The organism is Planomicrobium stackebrandtii (genome assembly GCF_030814955.1).
Lineage (GTDB): Bacteria > Bacillota > Bacilli > Bacillales_A > Planococcaceae > Planococcus > Planococcus stackebrandtii.
In genome coordinates this window covers 101,929-118,727 of sequence record NZ_JAUSWB010000003.1, presented here as the reverse complement: position 1 = coordinate 118,727, position 16,799 = coordinate 101,929, and the positions used below count along the sequence as shown (strand labels likewise).

11 protein-coding genes are annotated in these 16,799 nt (G+C 39.6%); 1 reads left to right on the top strand and 10 read right to left on the bottom strand.

Annotated features, from left to right (window positions below; all coding sequences use genetic code 11):
* Window positions 1–65: 65 nt before the first annotated feature.
* The 6 genes from QOZ98_RS06645 to QOZ98_RS06620 all read right to left on the bottom strand — a co-directional run bounded on the left by QOZ98_RS06645 (window position 66) and on the right by QOZ98_RS06620 (window position 9,230).
* Complete coding sequence (locus QOZ98_RS06645) at window positions 66–1,196, bottom strand: restriction endonuclease subunit S (protein ID WP_308786700.1); 1,131 nt, start codon at window positions 1,194–1,196, stop codon at window positions 66–68.
* Window positions 1,183–2,754, bottom strand: a complete 1,572-nt coding sequence (locus QOZ98_RS06640; protein WP_308786699.1) for a type I restriction-modification system subunit M — start codon at window positions 2,752–2,754, stop codon at window positions 1,183–1,185. Before QOZ98_RS06640 ends, QOZ98_RS06645 begins: the two co-directional genes overlap by 14 nt.
* A gap of 18 nt (window positions 2,755–2,772) precedes the next feature.
* Window positions 2,773–5,532, bottom strand: coding sequence for a type I restriction endonuclease subunit R (locus tag QOZ98_RS06635; protein ID WP_308786698.1), 2,760 nt, complete (start codon window positions 5,530–5,532; stop codon window positions 2,773–2,775).
* 246 nt (window positions 5,533–5,778) lie between these two features.
* Window positions 5,779–7,176 (bottom strand): hypothetical protein, encoded by a 1,398-nt coding sequence (locus QOZ98_RS06630; protein ID WP_308786697.1) that lies wholly within the window; start codon window positions 7,174–7,176, stop codon window positions 5,779–5,781.
* Window positions 7,177–7,199: 23 nt separating this feature from the next.
* The gene (locus QOZ98_RS06625) at window positions 7,200–8,252 is read right to left on the bottom strand and encodes a nucleoid-associated protein (RefSeq protein ID WP_308786696.1); all 1,053 of its coding nucleotides are present in this window, start codon (window positions 8,250–8,252) and stop codon (window positions 7,200–7,202) included.
* A 747-nt stretch (window positions 8,253–8,999) separates the two neighbouring features.
* Complete coding sequence (locus QOZ98_RS06620) at window positions 9,000–9,230, bottom strand: hypothetical protein (RefSeq protein ID WP_308786695.1); 231 nt, start codon at window positions 9,228–9,230, stop codon at window positions 9,000–9,002.
* A gap of 267 nt (window positions 9,231–9,497) precedes the next feature.
* Here QOZ98_RS06620 and nadS point away from each other — a divergent pair, with 267 nt between their 5' ends.
* Window positions 9,498–9,821: a NadS family protein gene (nadS, locus tag QOZ98_RS06615; protein WP_308786694.1), complete on the top strand. Its 324-nt coding sequence runs from the start codon at window positions 9,498–9,500 to the stop codon at window positions 9,819–9,821.
* Window positions 9,822–10,084: 263 nt separating this feature from the next.
* Here the strand turns inward: nadS and QOZ98_RS06610 are convergent, their stop codons facing one another.
* The 4 genes from QOZ98_RS06610 to QOZ98_RS06595 form a co-directional block, all read right to left on the bottom strand.
* Window positions 10,085–10,801, bottom strand: a complete 717-nt coding sequence (locus QOZ98_RS06610) for a hypothetical protein (protein ID WP_308786693.1) — start codon at window positions 10,799–10,801, stop codon at window positions 10,085–10,087.
* A 162-nt stretch (window positions 10,802–10,963) separates the two neighbouring features.
* Window positions 10,964–11,746 carry an Ltp family lipoprotein gene (locus QOZ98_RS06605; RefSeq protein ID WP_308786692.1) on the bottom strand — a complete coding sequence of 261 codons (783 nt, stop codon included), beginning with the start codon at window positions 11,744–11,746 and terminating at the stop codon, window positions 10,964–10,966.
* Between the two features lie 296 nt (window positions 11,747–12,042).
* Window positions 12,043–13,362, bottom strand: a complete 1,320-nt coding sequence (locus QOZ98_RS06600; RefSeq protein WP_308786691.1) for a short-chain fatty acid transporter — start codon at window positions 13,360–13,362, stop codon at window positions 12,043–12,045.
* Window positions 13,363–13,562: 200 nt separating this feature from the next.
* Entirely contained in the window at window positions 13,563–16,343 is a 2,781-nt protein-coding gene (locus QOZ98_RS06595) for an EAL domain-containing protein (protein ID WP_308786690.1), read from the bottom strand.
* Window positions 16,344–16,799 lie beyond the last annotated feature (456 nt).

The window sequence follows — 16,799 nt, the reverse complement described above, 5'->3', positions numbered from 1 at the left end:
TTAAATATAGCTCATTCCACTAGATATTTCTAATTATGCTGGATTTATCCAAGAAATTAAATTCATTAAATAAACAGTCCTTGCATAAACCCTTTCTTCTGCTCCTCTAAAACCATCAACTTTTCTTTTTCTTTTTCAATCTTCCTATCGATTACCGATAGATAACTAGCAATTTTCTTTTGTTCTTCATGCTGCGGAACTGTAATATTGATTGCTTCAATCGTTTTAGCACTTAAACTTGGAACTCCTGACGCCTCATTGTAAAGTTTCCAGTTAATATCCTGAAAAACATAGAATATAAACTTAGGGCTATTATCTTCCCTAATTTCTGAATAGAATAAGGTGTCTACTGTCCAAAAAGGTGTATCCATAAACACTGGTCTATCAATCGTTCCTTTGCGGCCAATTAAGACCGATTCCTGATCATATATGAAAGTATCAGTTCTCCCTATAATTCCCCCTGTTGCAAGAATCGGGAATTTACCGCTGGGAGTTTCAATTTTCTTTTGATCTCTGCCATGTTTTATCTTTAAAACATGACCGATTTTCTTTTCCTCCCACTCCCCAAACTCCCCACCATCCTCATCCTTAAACCGCAACTCCTGTGAGAAAATCTTCTGCATCATGCCTTTTTTAAATTGCTGTAACTCTTCTACTTTTTCTTTTTGTTTTTGTCTCTTTCTATCATGAAGTAAAAGTAGCTTCACGATTTTTTTCTGTGAATTTAAAGAAGGAAGTGTCACTTCTAATTTCCCAAATTCATTTTGTCCGAGTGTTTTATTTCGTCCTGCTCCTCCCGGAGAAGCTAACTCTAATAAATACTGCCCCTTTTTTGTTTTAAAAAGGAAGGTAATATAATCCAAATCCACTATTTCTTCGTTCGCTTTATACATCGGAAATCTATGGGAAGCAATATATCCTTTATGTTGCTCGCTTGTACGAGCAATTGCTCTTTCCCACGCAAATACGATATTTACGATAAAACAATCAGGTTCTATCCAAAAAACACGTTTGTTCCCTAATTCTTTACCTGAAACTGGATCTTTAAAAAAGATACCTTTAGCATGAGAACGAATACCAATTTGATTATACAATTGATTTTCGTCAACATTCACCGGATTATTTACTCTAATTAAAATTTTATTTATTTGATATTGAGTTGAATCACTTTTCGAGAAAAACTCATGATGGTTCATAGCTCAGAACTCCCAACTCTATAAGATATTCCTCAAGCTCCTGGTCAACCTCTTGAATTTCCTTATCAATTTCCTTCAGTCTCGCCTGCACAGCATCAAGATCTACCGCTTCTTCCTCGATGAAAGTATCAACATAACGAGGAATGTTGAGATTATAGTCGTTTTCTTTAATCTCTTCCAACTTAGCTGCATAAGAATACCGCTCAATCGTTTCACGTGATTTATACGTATCAACAATCTTATCGACATTTTCATCAGTCAGGTTGTTCTGGTTCTTGCCTTTTTCGAACTCGTTTGAAGCATCGATGAAAATCACATCGGCATCCGCTGAGCGGGTCTTCTTGAAGACCAATACGCATGTCGGAATAGATGTACCGAAAAAGACATTGGCTGGCAAGCCGATGACTGCATCTAAATAGTTCTTTTCTTGGATCAGGAACTGGCGGATGATGCCTTCTGCAGCTCCGCGGAACAAGACGCCATGTGGCAAGACAACTGCCATCGTGCCGTTGTCATCCAGTTGATGAATCATGTGCTGGACAAACGCAAAATCGGCTTTTGACTTCGGTGCCAGACGGCCGTAATCACTATAGCGTTCGTCGTCCAAATACTTGGCGTCTGCACTCCAGTTGGCAGAGTACGGCGGATTGGCTACGACTGCTTCAAAACGCATATCGACATGTTTCGGGTTTTCCAATGTATCGTCATTCTTGATGTCAAAATCAGTATAGCGCAAGTCATGCAGCAGCATGTTCATGCGCGCCAAGTTGAATGTGGTCGTTGTCAGTTCTTGTCCGTAGAACAAGCGGACATTCGATTCTTTTGCAACGCGCAGCATCAAGGAACCTGACCCACAAGTAGGGTCGTAGACATTCTTCAAGTTCGGCTTGTCATGCGTGACGATTTTCGCCAGGATTTTTGATACTTGCTGAGGCGTATAGAACTCGCCCGCTTTTTTTCCGGCATTCGCCGCAAATTGTGAAATCAAGTATTCATAAGCATCGCCCAATACATCGATATCCACATCATCGTGAAGGAACGGAATATCGTTGATGCTGAGGATGATTTTGGCGATCAGTTTCGAACGAGATTTTACATCACGGCCAAGTTTTGTTGATGTCAGATCCATATCATCGAAAAGATGTTCAAAGTCTTGCTGGCTGTTCGTGCCCAGCGTCGATTCTTCAATCGCTTTGATGGCTTTATGCAGAAGCTCTACATCAAATGTCCCTTTATCGCCCTTTGGAATTTCAGTCACCATTGATGAAAACAGGTATTCCGGTTCGATGACAAAACCGATTTCTTCAAGCAAAGTTTCTACCAAACCTTCACGGTACTCTTCATCTTTCCATGCATCTTCATATGAAATATTGTCTTCTTCCAATAGCTTCGCAATCCGTGCTTCTGTTTTCTCTGACAGGTAGCGGTAAAAGATCAAGCCCAGGATGTAGTTCTTAAAATCATAAGCTTCCATCTGGCCGCGCAAGTCATTGGCCATCGTCCATAGTTTCTTATGCAATTCAGCCTGTTGCTGACGTTGTTTTTCTGAAGTTGTCATTTTATCTTGCTCCTCTTGTTATGAATATTTCTTTACGTTGTCATAGATAAAATCTTTCAATGCCTGAACACGTTTGCGTTTCTCTTTGAACGGTGCTTTGATGGCATCGTTGATTTCCTGGTCAGGTGACACGCCGCTGAACTCATATTCCTTCATGAAATATTCCAGCTTTTCTTCAGCAACTTGCACTTTAACTGACATCGCCTGGATTTCCCGTTTGCGCCGCTCACTTTCAAAGTCGCGGTATTTCTGGTCAACCGAATCGTTATTGGTCAGTGTCGGTGCGACGCCTTTCAGGAACTCAAGCAACAGTTCCCGTTTCAAGCGCATGTCATCGCTTGAAGCTTCATTAACTTCTTTAATGGCACGGCGAACGGCAGTGTCACGTTCTTGTTTGTTTTCATAATTGATGTTGCGCAGCAGTTCCAATATATAATCGACATTGATGCGGTCAGTCTGGATCAATTCGATTTCAAAGTCGACGTCGTTAAGGACAGAAACCAGTAATTTATCACTTTTGCTATTTTCATAAAGACGCAAATACTTGCTCCGAAAATCTTTGTAAGTCTGCTCACTAATTCCCATATCTGCCGGATTGAAATCAAACTCAACGAAAGTCTTAAGTTTCATCAAAGTGCGTGTCAATTCACGGAAAGTGAGAGTAAACTCTTTCTCTGCTGTTTCTCCGACAAGCTCATCAACAGCATCTGGTGTAATGGCAATATCCAGCATTTCATCAAGCTGATCTTTAAAGTCTGCCAAGTACTCATTATACTCTTTCATCAGTACCGTGCCAGTGTCTCCGGTCTGAGAAAATAAGCGAACCGCTTCATCTGTTTTGTCTTTCAAGTTGCGGTAACAGACGATATTGCCGTACATCTTTTTCGGTCCCTCTACGCGGTTGGTCCTGGAATAGGCCTGGATCAAACCGTGATACTGCAACGGGCGATCAACGTATAGCGTACTCAAGGTTTTGGCATCAAAACCGGTCAGGAACATATTGACGACAATGAGCAGATCGATTTGTGCAGCCTTCACTTTCCTCGACACATCCGTAAAGTAAGAAGCTGTGTTGTCGGTGCTATGGTTCGTGCCGAATTCTTTATTAAAATCGCCCATGACGCGTTCGAGTGCATGGCGGGAATGTTCCTGATTGTCGTCGCTGTCTTCATTTGTGCCATAGCTGTATATAGTGGTGATCTTCAGATCGGTACCGAGCTTTTTAAAAGCGTCGTAATACTTGATGGCTGCCGGAATGCTTTCCACTGCCAGCATGCCGGTGTATTTCTTATTATGGGTTTTATTGTGATGGATGCTTGCGATATGTCCAGCAATCAAATCAATCCGTTCATTCGCCATCCAAAGTTCCTGCCTGTCGATGCCTGGTACTTTCGTGACATCGTCGCCCAGTTCTTTTTCTTTGATGGTGCTGATGTATTCAACCGAGAAACCAAGGACGTTGCCATCATGGATAGCGTCTTTGATCAAATAGGAATGCAAGCACTCCTGGAACAAATCGGAAGTTGTGCGGCCGTCCTGGCTTTTGTTCGCGACAAATAACGGGGTGCCGGTAAAGCCGATGTATTGGGCTTTCTTAAAATGCTTTTTGATAAGGAGGTTCATGTCGCCGAACTGGGAGCGATGGCATTCATCGATGACGAATACGACTTTTTCATTTTCATAAAGCGCCATGATGTCTTTGTAGCGCTCGTTCTTCACGGCATACGCCATCTTTTGGATGGTGGTGATGATTAGTTTTTGCTGTGTGTTCTTCAGCTGTTCGACCAAGACGCTGGTTTTGGTGGTCCGGTCGACTGAGCCTTTCTGGAATTTATTGAACTCTTTCATCGTCTGGTCATCTAGGTCTATCCGGTCAACGAGGAAAATGACTTTCTTGATGTCTTGTTCCTGCGTCAAGAGTTCACTGGCCTTGAAGGAAGTCAGCGTCTTACCGCTCCCGGTCGTGTGCCAAACATAGCCGTTGTCGTTGCTATGAATTACTTGCTTCAAGATTCGCTCCACGGCGAAAATCTGGTAAGGGCGCATGACCATCAGGTGCTTGTCGGTATCGTTGATGACCATGTATTTCGTGATGACGTTTTGGATCATCTTCCGGTCCAAGAACGATGCCGTAAAAGCATCCAGCTTGGTGATGCGCTTATTGGCATCATCCGACCAAAAAAACATCAGACTTTTCATCGGTTCCCGATCGGAGTTGGCAAAGTACTTGCTGTCCACACCGTTGGATACCACGAAAACCTGCAGAAAGTTAAATAGACCACCGTAAGAATCTTTACGGTAGCGCATGATTTGGTTGAAGCTCTCTTCAAAATGGAGGCCCCGTTTTTTTAATTCGACCTGCACGAGCGGCAAGCCGTTGACCAGCAAAGTCACGTCGTAGCGGTTGGTGTAGCGGCCGACGACCGTGGTTTGGTGGGTGACTTGGAGATGGTTGTTGCTGTAGTTTTGCGTGTCCATCAATTGAAGGTAAAGCGTGCTGTCGTCATCGCGTGTAATCGTCTGTTTGTCCCGCAATAGCTTCGCCGATTCGTAGACACTCTTCCCTTCGATTGTTAGGAGCAAGCGCCCGAATTCCTTATCAGACAAATTGGTGCCTTTAAGGTTTTCTTTATTCAACCGGTTCATTTGTAACCGGAAGTTTTCTTGTAGTTTTTTGATGGAAGGAATCGAGACTTTCTCATATCCCATCTGAGCAAGCTGCTCAATCATCTCTTTTTCCAGCTGTGCTTCGGACTGTGTTTGGGATTGATAAACCATGTGCCTGCCCCTTTCAAATTTCCGCAGTAATTTACATAATTTTACCACAAATTGATGTAATTTGATTGTTTAACATTAATTTAATGGGTTTTATAACAAAAAAAAGCAGACCCATTTGGATCCGCTTCTGTCATATTTTTATCGTCTAATTGTGACTTGAGTTCTTCTTTACCTAGAAAAATAATCCGTTGAAAGAATAGATCGTATGATAATAGACATATCCATATCTTTATGAAAAAAACGATTTTATATAAGAAATAAAAGCATAGTTAATGAAAAAACGATTAAAACGAAGATTGTTACTCTATAAACCGTCAACAAATTTAGAAAGTTTTTTTCTTCTTTCAAAATGAACTTGTTTTTGAGACTTTGATAATCCAAACCACGCAAAGATTGGCTAGAAACATAAATAGTATAATTTTTGAAGATCTCTAAATAATTGTCCAATTGATTTTTAATTTTATAAGAAATATAGAAGCTAAAACCTAAATAAGATAAATAAGATGAGATCAAGAAAATAATCACGATTCTGTTGCTATTATTATCTACTATCTGGGGAATAACACTTATAACAATCGCTGCGAACAACGTTAATAATAAATTTCTTAAATTATTTCCGATATCAGCAGTTAATTGAGAGACTTGTTTTGTAACAGAGAGTGTCTCATTTAAAACTTGATTCTTTTGTTCAATAAAAATTTTAATCTCATTTTGTACATATAATTCAAAGTGATGCTGTGCAGTTGAAAATACTTCATCAATTTGTTGATTAAGTTGTGAAATGGTAGAGAAATTATTTAAATATGTAGTTAATACATTTCTAATGATAAGTAACTTATCATAATGTCTTTTCTCATCTAATGTGAAATTGATAATATTAATAAATGTAGTCGTATTTAATTTTATATCTTCAAAGATTAATCTAATTTCCAGATTATGGTGCCCTTTAATCAAGTATATATTCTCAGGAAATTTAATTTTATTCGAAATTAAATTGAAAAATGATTCAACACATTTTTTATAGAATGGAATTAAAAATGAATTTACTTCTGTAAAATGCCAATAATGCGGTATTTGATAGTAATTATTAATATCTTTAGTGTCATACACAATATTTAATATTTTAAAGAGCTCTTTGTCAGTTGTTTCTATTAATTTCGATTCTTGATTCACTATATTATTTAATCCAGTGACGATTAAATAAGGATTTTCATATAAATTCGCATCGATATTTCCAATTAAGAAGAGTACATTTTTATACTCATTATTTCTAATACTAGTGAGTAAACCATTTGCTATATAATTTTCACAACTAAAAAATATAAAAGCATTAGAGATATTTCCATTAAAATAGCTAACTAATTTTTCTTTAGTTATTACTATTCTAACCTTTCCCTCATTAGTATCCAAATTTCCCTTATAAACATTTTCTATTTCACTTTCAAACTCAAATAAAGATTGAAAGGGAGTAGAATAATAAGTTATTGTATATTTAAAAAACTCTTTATCTATTAATAAATTTGGTAGCTTTTTGTCTATTTCTTCTAAATCTCCATACTCTAATATAAACTCCTCAGCATTATCGTGAACTATATTTTCTTTAAAAAGCTGTAAGTATTGGGTGAATTTTTCGACAATTGCCATAGACATTACAGCCCCTTATCACATTAGCTTTTTGGAATAACATTTAAAGCTGGAGAAAACTTAAAAATAGTGTTACCTTCTTCGTCTTTAGTATAAGTGAATAACCTCTCGTCGATAGCACTATGAATTTTTATTGTAACATTCTGGTCTTCACTTTTGTAAATCAAATCTTTAACTTTTAATGGATCAGGAACAAATTCGAAAATGGCATCTGGAAATTTCGCCACTACTTTATTTTTAATAACCCTTATACTTTCTTCTATAGCAAATCCATCTGGTAACAGACCTCTTATTAATAAAGGAAGGTCTTCATCAAGATTAAATCTATCAGCATGAATTAATGTTGTTTTTAATCTCGAACTAAACTCACTAACAATACGAGGGTCTTCAATCCTACCGCAAATTTCAACCTTAATCTCTCTTTCAATAGCAGTTGTTAGGTTACTGCTATTCGCTTTTTCTATTGCTTGCAAAAAATCACGTAGAAAATATTTTGCAGGCTCATCTTGAGTTTGTTGTCTATCTAGAACAAATAGATGTGCTTCGTCAGTAATAAATTGGCTTTGAAATTTGATAAAAGCTGATTTGTGAAGTTTTTCTTTTGTACTTGGTAACATTGAAGGGCGAACAGTTAAAGTTAAATCATCATTCACCTGTATCCCTAAGTTGGGATCCATTTTTAATAGGCCTAAAAATCTTGATTCTTCGTAAGTATAGAGAAATATGAAAATAGAGCCATCGCTACTAGATTTCCCTCGCATTGAATTGGCTAAATGGTCTGTAATAACAATAGATTTTCTTTTAAATAACTCATCAAAAGAATAATCTTCACGAGGATTGGAGTAAAGATTGCTCATCTCATTAATTGAGGTTTTCACATGGTTTGCTTGACTATCACTAAATTTGCATATTTTAGTATGCCCCTGAAGCCTATTATTTCTAATATGCTCTTTGAAAAATTCCAATGCGTCATCTCTATGATCCAAACTTTCTAAGTTGATTAAACCTTCGCTATAAATAGGACGATTTCCTTTTAAATTTAAATTATGAACAATCATCTTTTCAATAATTGGCAAAATGTATTCCTCCATTTTTTAATCATTTAAATTCTAGTTATATAGACTATATTCATATTAAGTGAATTCGTAAGTTAAAATAGACTACATTTTATTAAAAATAGGTTTTTGTCATCTGAGATAAGGAAATCGTCTAAAAACAACTTTTCTTTTTCTTATACATGCTGTAAAAGAAGACTAGCGTTTTGCTGCTCAAGTACAATGTTTATAAATTCCGAAGACATTTTTGTTATAGGTATTTCTTGTTGTGCCCTATCTCTTTTTAGATAGTCTATTGCTTTTCTTTGCTTCACTATAATTACATTAACATTATTTCACTATTTTTATTTAAATTCCTCAAATATTTATACAATTTTATCAGTATTATCTTCTCTATTTTGTTTTGCTGGTTCCGAGCTTACACATAACTTTCATCCCCTCATATCCATCCACCTAACTAGAGGTGATTTGCATTAAGAGAATATGTATTGGCACATTAATCATACTTCTTTTCATCGTCAGGGAATTGCGAATGGGGCATTGATTATGTGGACGGACAGAGCGGTGAGATTGAAATGGGCTAGAGGACGATTTGCTGATGGCGAATCGTGGGTTTTCATCTTCAAAACAAAGAAACCTCCAAGCATGAATACTGCTTGGAGGTTTCTCAATTTTCTATTCTATTTTTGTTAGGAATACCAGAATACTAAGGTACAGTTATTTAAAATTTCCAGCTTGTTTTTGTAGTCTTATATTCCACTTGATGAATTACCTTTTCACATAAGAAAGTAAGCCATCGAGAGAATCAACCGTGCGATAAGGTGCATATTCGCCATATACTCTTTTTACTGTGTTTATGTTTTTTCCACCGAGTACCGCCAATTGAAAAGCTGTTCCCTTGTTTTCGCGAATAGCTCGTACCGCTTCTCGATGACTTGTTTTTAGAATAGCTGTTTCTCTTCCACCCATATGGCGAGCAATCAAAAATGTTTCGCCCATTGGAATCACTCCTCTTAAAAACCTTAAAATAGCCCAGTCCTCGTAAAGAACATGAGCTTGATCACTACATATATACCAGTATTTATTGCATCAATACAAATATAAAACAACCGTGTTGCGTCACTGTGTGCTGCTCAATTTTATATACCCTATTGAATAGGGTATAATTAATAAACCATAGATATGCGGATCTTTAGTTGCCTTCTATTCATACGTCTGTTCCCAATCCTACTGCTTCCTTCTGACACAAGAAAGGATGAATAAAAAATGACTGAAGATCAATTCTTTAATGATCTGCAAACAAGTCTGGATCAGGCTATTGACCATGCTAAAGGTAAACCTTCAAAAGCCAGAACCAAAAAAGTCGAAATAAAAGAACTGGCTCTCTTTACTGCTGAAGAAATCAAGTCCCTTCGTCTTCAAATGAACTTGACTCAAAAATCTTTTGCTGCGCTTATGGGTGTATCAATCAAAGCCATCGAATCCTGGGAGCGTGGAACAAACCAGCCAAGTGGTTCTGCACGCCGCCTGTTGGAAATTCTGAAAAACGAACCGCATTTGGCGGAAGAGCAGAAAATTATTTCTCTATGAGCATTGCTGCCTTATATGGGTGTATGAGGTATTTTGTCATCTCGATTATTGCTGTCTTTCTATTAATATGTCTATGATACTGATCATTATTATGTTTAATCCGAATTGACAAAGAACACCGATTATCCAGTAGAGTGCTGGAAATCGGTGTTCTTTGGTTTTTCCTTTGTTAATGCAGTTAGCTATCATTCACCATTGTAAAAAACCTATTCTGGCACTGTAAATTCATGTCTCTTCACTTTAAGGTTTCTTATGATGCAACTCTATCTTCTTCTTTGACTTTGCGTTAAACGAATCAACTTGTTTACTTGCTTCTCTAATAGCTCCACTTTTTTCAACAAAATTTCTTCTTCCTGAAAAGCATCCATTTCTTTTGGCTTCGGAAACAATGAAATAAACCTGGAGAGAGATATTAAAGTCATAAATACTCCGACAATCGCCTGAAAATGCAAAATCAAAATAGCGGTTAGCGACCAGCCTTCAGCCGCGATTGTGCTGGTATAACTGACCATCGTCAACATACTGAAATAAATAACTGAAAATGGATTTAGATTGGCAAATTCATTTCCAAAATTAATGTTGAATGCTAAATAGGACACGGCAAACCAAAATATAATTTCAAAGAAATTATGTACCAATGCAATTATCATTCGCCTGTGACTATGTATCGAATAGCTGGCTTGATTTTGAAGCGGATGAAATAATAGTACGTTTACTTGATAAACGAATATTTCCAGCACACGAAACAACCCATAAAAAACAAGCAGATAGCTATAGATTTTACTTATATCACCATAAGCTAGTATAAAGACCGATACTACGCTAAACACTAAATTAAATAATACCCAAGCGTCTACAAACCAATAACTCCTTCTCAAGCTTGGAAAAATCCAACGAATAAAATGAAAAATAGAAATTTTTTCAATCCATTTAAATATAATTGCCCACATTGACACTAAAAAAGACGTGTTTGAATTCATTGATTCCTCCTGAATAATCGCTCTACTGGCGCGTATTTTGCAGCTAATAAAAACTTAGTAATGACATTTTAAAACCGCTAATAACAATGTTATTTAGCGGTTTTAAATTTTTTATTTGATTTTAGGCGTCTGATCTAAACTACTTAATTATTGATCATTTTACTAAAGCCCTATCGCATCCACGGCATAAGTAGCATCTGCATTACTGTATCCTTCATACTCCAATTGTTCGATCAATCCAGATCTTGAAAAAGAAGTGTACTCGATATAGTCTTGGGCTGCCAAAACGGCTTGTTCACTCCAATCCACCGTTAGTACTCCAACTGCGTTAGTTGCGTCGGCGTTGCTAAAGCCTTCAAATTCCAATTGCTCGACTAATCCACTTTGCGAAAACGGCGTATAGGAGATATAATCTTCAGCTGATTTTACTGCCTGTTCGCTCCAATTTACATCGATTTGTTCTACAGCGTAAGTTGCATCCGCGTTATCAAAACCTTCGAATTCCAGTTGCTCGACAAGGCCGCTTTGCGAAAACGCAGTATACTCGATATAATCTTCAGCCATTCCTATCGCTTGCTGCTGTGAAGCTGAGCCAGCATTTTCTGCTGCTTGGCTTTCTGCTTCTTCAGCCTCGGCTTTTGCTTGTTCTTCGGCTTTTGCCTCAGCTTCTGCTAGTGCCTTCGCTTCTGCTTCGGCCTTCGCTTCCTCTTCCGCTGTTGCTTTCGCTTCTGCTTCAGCCTTTGCTTTCTCTTCAGCCTCAGCCGCTTCTTTTTCTGCTGTCTCAACCTCTGCTTTTTCTTCTGTTTCAGCTTTTTCTGTCTCTGCAGCTTCGACTTCTTCTGCCACTTCAAGCACAGGTTCGTCTGTCTCAACAGCCTCTTGCCCACAACCGCTTAAAAGAACAATTAGTCCAGCAGCCGATAACATCTTTTTACTTTTCCTCATAAGTACACGCTCCTTTCAGATAGTGAAGATTTGATATTAAACTTCTGTTAATCTATTTACATACACTAATAGGATTTCATCTCCTATATAACTATTTCTTTTGTACTATATAAAACTAATATACCACAACATTTAATGGGTTTGTATAGCACTAGCATAATTAAATTTCATTCATTATTTTTCACTCGTTTTGAAAATCTGTATTAAACCTACTGCGTTCTTCTCAAGTTTATATACTCTTAAACACAAAAACGGCCCTACCTTAAAAAAGGCAAGACCGTAATTAATATTTTCATCTACAAAAACAACAACCCAAGCCCAATCACCACGCCGCTGACAAACAACACAATCAGACAAAAGCCCATGATGTCTTTAGCTTTCAGTCCTGCAATTGCCAGTGCCGGCAATGCCCAGAACGGCTGGATCATATTCGTCCAAGCGTCTCCCCATGCCACAGCCATCGCGACTTTTGCAGTGTCGCTGCCGAGCATTTCAGCAGCTTCCAGCATGATCGGTCCTTGCACGGCCCATTGTCCGCCCCCTGAAGGGACGAAGAAGTTAACGAGTCCTGCGCTTAAAAAGGCGAAAAGCGGGAAGGTCTCTGCCGTAGAAATGCTGACGAATGCATCCGAAATGACGGCTGCCAAACCGGATGCGGTCATCATCCCCATGATCCCTGCATAAAACGGGAACTGGATGATGATGCCCCCCGCTCCTTTGACGGCTTCTTGGACCGCAACCAAGTATCTGCGCGGCGTTCCGTGGAACAGGATTCCGAGGAACAGGAACATGAAGTTAACCAAATCGAGTGTTAACGCAAAACCATTTTGAATGAAATAATAAGCGACAAATGCAATACCTAGAATTCCGATGATGGCAGACAAAATCCAGCTGTTTTCCAGCCGTTCTGCCGGTGTCATGTCCGCTTTCGCCGGTTGCTCCTCGGCTACGGGTTCCACCAGCACTTTTGGATCGACGACCACGGTTTCTTCTTTTTTCGGCATCATCAACCGGTTTAACAAAGGAAGAATGATAACTAACGCGGCAATGATGATCAAGTTATAGCTGGCAAAAATCGTTTCTCCCGTTGGAATAATGCCAATTTGGTCCATGAACGGATGGCCGTCTGTCGCAATCGACAATGGAATCGAACCCGAGAACCCGGCATGCCAAATGATAAACCCAGAGTAAGCGCTTGCAATTAGTAGCCGGTAATCGACATGCTCAACTCGTTTCGCCAATTCCTTTGCGAATAATGCACCGATTACTAAACCAAATCCCCAGTTGATCCAGCTCGCAGCAAGTGACACCAAGGTTACCCAAATGATTGCGCTGCCCGGCGTCTTTGCAAAGCTCGCCAGTTTTCCGAGTCCCTTTTTGAAAATCGGGCTGCTTGCCAACACAAATCCGGTCACCAGTACAAGCACCATCTGCATGGAGAACGCTAATAACGCCCAAAATCCTTCACCCCAGAAGGCGACCATTTCAACAGGCGAAGAACCGGTCAATCCCAAGCCCATCCCGAACACAACGAGCGTTAAAATAATAACGAATAAAAACGGATCGGGCAAATATCTTTCCATCAAATTATTGGAAAAACGGATAATTCCTTTCATCTTCTGACTCCCCTTTGTTAGCGTTTTCATTACCTTTCTAATGCTACCTCATTTTGCCGCTTTGGTGCATATAAATTGAAAATATTTGATTATTAGCGGGATTTTTTCTTCTGCCGGTTTTGCTTTGTACATAAAAAAAGATTGGACAGGCGACGCTGTCCAATCTTTTTGTTCTATAGAAACTAAATCACCAAAGTGATTCAGAATCGATTGTTGTTGCTGATTTGATTCATAAATTCATCCAATGCTTTTGCATCCAAGGGCTTGCTGAAGTAATACCCCTGGATGTTGAAGCAACTTCTGGCCATGAGAAAATCCAGCTGCTCTTTTGTCTCGACGCCTTCGGCAATAACATCCAAGTCCAAGTTTTGGGCGAGTGTGATGATGGTACTCGTAATCGCAGCATTGTCTTTGTCTGTTAAAATATCGAACATGAAAGAACGGTCTATTTTCAGCGTATCAATCGGAAAGTTTTTCAAATACCCTAACGACGAATAGCCTGTTCCGAAATCATCCAATGATATTTTAACGCCCAGCATTTTGATCTCTCTCATTTTTTCCAAGGTCACATAGGTGTTCTTGAAAATCTGGTTTTCCGTCAGTTCGATGTGCAGACATTCTGGAGGGATGCCTGTTTCCACCAGGATGCTTTCAATCATGGACAGCAGGTCATCTTCTTCAAACTGCCGTCCGGACAGATTCACGGAAACCGTCATATGGGAATTTCCTTGGGCATGCCAGACTTTCAACTGTTTGCATGCATTGAGCAGCACCCATTTTCCAATCGGCACGATTAGTCCTGTTTCTTCTGCAGTCGGGATGAAGTTGATCGGGGATACCATCCCTCTTGTCGGATGATTCCACCGGAGCAATGCTTCTGCCCCGATGATGCTGTTGGTTCTGCTGTCGATTTGCGGCTGGTAATGAATGCAAAGTTCTTCATTTTCCAACGCTTTGTACAACGCATTCTCCAAGAAGATATTCTCCAGATTCCGGTCACTCATTTCACTTCGGAAGAAATGGTGGTATGTGCCGGATTTTTCTTTCGATTTGTACATGGCTGCATCTGCGTTTTTGATCAGCACTTCCGCTGTATCGCCGTCTTTAGGGAACAGGCTGATCCCGATGCTGGTTTTGATATGGACTTCCGTGTCCTTCAGCGAAAACGGTTCAGCAAACGACTCCACCAGTTTATCCACCAGATGCAATACATCGTTGTCGCTGTTGAATCCTGGCAGTATGATGGTGAATTCATCGCCGCCTTGACGCGATAAAAATGCCATGTCAGGTACATTGCGGCTTAAGCGATTGGCGACATCCTGTAAAATAGCATCCCCATAGCTATGGCCCATGCTGTCATTGATGATTTTAAAGCGATCCAAATCCAAATACAGCACGGCCACTTTGCAGCCAGAGACTTTCGCCTTGTCGATTTCCTTGTTCAAGAAATCATTGAGCAATATCCGGTTTGGCAAATCTGTCAGGTGATCGTAATAAGCCAGGTGGCTGATTTCGTTTTCCAGTTGCTTTCTCTTCGTGATGTCGCGGAACGTCACCACGTCTCCGATGATGTTGCCGTTCTCTTTTATCGAAGAAGCCACATATTCGACTGAGAAATCAACGCCATCTTTTTTGCGGAACTTGAGATCTTCTTTTAAGGAGGAGGAGGACTCCGTCAAATCTTCGTCTTTATTCAAGAGCAATTTGTACGATTGCCCGATCAGTTCGCCTTTGCTGTAGCCCAATATGAAATCTGCAGCGCGGTTGCAAAACGTGATCTTCCCTTCCAAATCCAGGCCGAAAATCCCTTCTTCCACTGAATTCAAAATCAGCTCTTTTTCCCGTCCCATATTCTCGAGCTGGGTGACCACCAGTTCCAACTCATTGTTTTTCAAGAGAATTTCGGATGTTCTATCTTCGATCAGCACTTCCTGTTTCTCCATATACAGCAGGTTGGCAAGTGTTGAAGCCGTCGCGTCTGCGATGGATTGAGCCAACTCTATGTCTGATTTATGAAAAACCTGATTGTTTTTATCGAAATTCACCAGAACCAAGGCGCCCAGCACTTCCCCCATTGATACAAAAGGAAGCATGAGCATTTCTTCAATGCCGAATGATTTGCAGACTTCCTGGTTGACCCGCTCATCTTTAGTTACGTCCGGTATATGCAGCGGTTTTTTGGTGCGGACCACAGCATCGAATACCATATCGTTTGAAGGATCAAATGCCAATTCAGTGTGCTTTTCCAGCCATTCTTCTTCTTCCCATTCACTTTTCGCGCTTAAATTGGATGGTTTGATTTTTGAGCCTGCCAGGGGATCCAATAAATGCACACCAATATTATCGTTTTTAAGAACCTTTCCGACGTAGTGGAAGCATTTCTCCATAACGGCAGACATTGAAGAACTCATTGATAAATCCCGCGTCAAATCCAAAAGCAATTGTTTTTCCGACAGGAGATTTTCTTTGCGGTGCAAATTTTTGACGTTCCGGATTGCCACTCCAGCCATGTTTACATAAGCTTCCACCGTCTGGATTTCTTCTGCCGTCAGATCCATCGGGATGCCGTAGTCAAACAGGAAAACAAGACCAAACAATTCCCCTTCATAGGAAACCGGAAGAGCGAGCAGCGACTTGATTCCGAACCCTGCGACTGCCCTCGGATCCGGCCGATTGTCTTTTGCCGTATCCGGTATATAAATGGTCCGTTGTGTTTCGATGACTTCTTTTGCCAATAAATCATACTCTGTATCCACCACATGCATGTCGAGTGTCATGCCATTGATGACTTCTGGCTTCCCTACATATCCGCGGAATTTCCCGTCTTCCTGCGGCAAGTAGATGCCGACAGAATCGCATCGCACCACTTCTTCGGATATTGCAGTAATGACATGTTCCAGCAATGGACGCAATTCAAGTTTTGTATTGATTAATTTTGTGATATGGGCCAACCGGGAATACCTGGTTTGTTCTTTCTCCATGAACCGAGCCTCCATTCTATGCCTTATTGACGCATCAGCTTATAATAAACAGGAATTTTACCTAATATTCTTTTGAAAAACATTTAGGTGGTTACATTCCAAAAAATTTACTATTCTTCCTACCATTCTACCTTATAAAAGAAATGTATAAATAGTTATTTATGTATTTTATTTCACAAATAGAACCGGCTACATGTGGTGAACTTAAGAATCATCAGTTTATCAACCGTTTCGGGCGCTTTGGGCAGGTATAAAAATAGAGAACCCCAATCAGCCAGTAACTTGCCGGATGATTGGGGTTCTCTATTTTCCATGTATATTGTGTTGTTTGTTGCTTTTTCTCCATGCAGTGCCGATCAACTTAATTACAAGAACTGTCAGGGAGGCGGTTAACACGAGCCAGAGGATAAATTCCCAGTAAGACATATTACTGCTATGGTAAAATGCGTTTCCCAT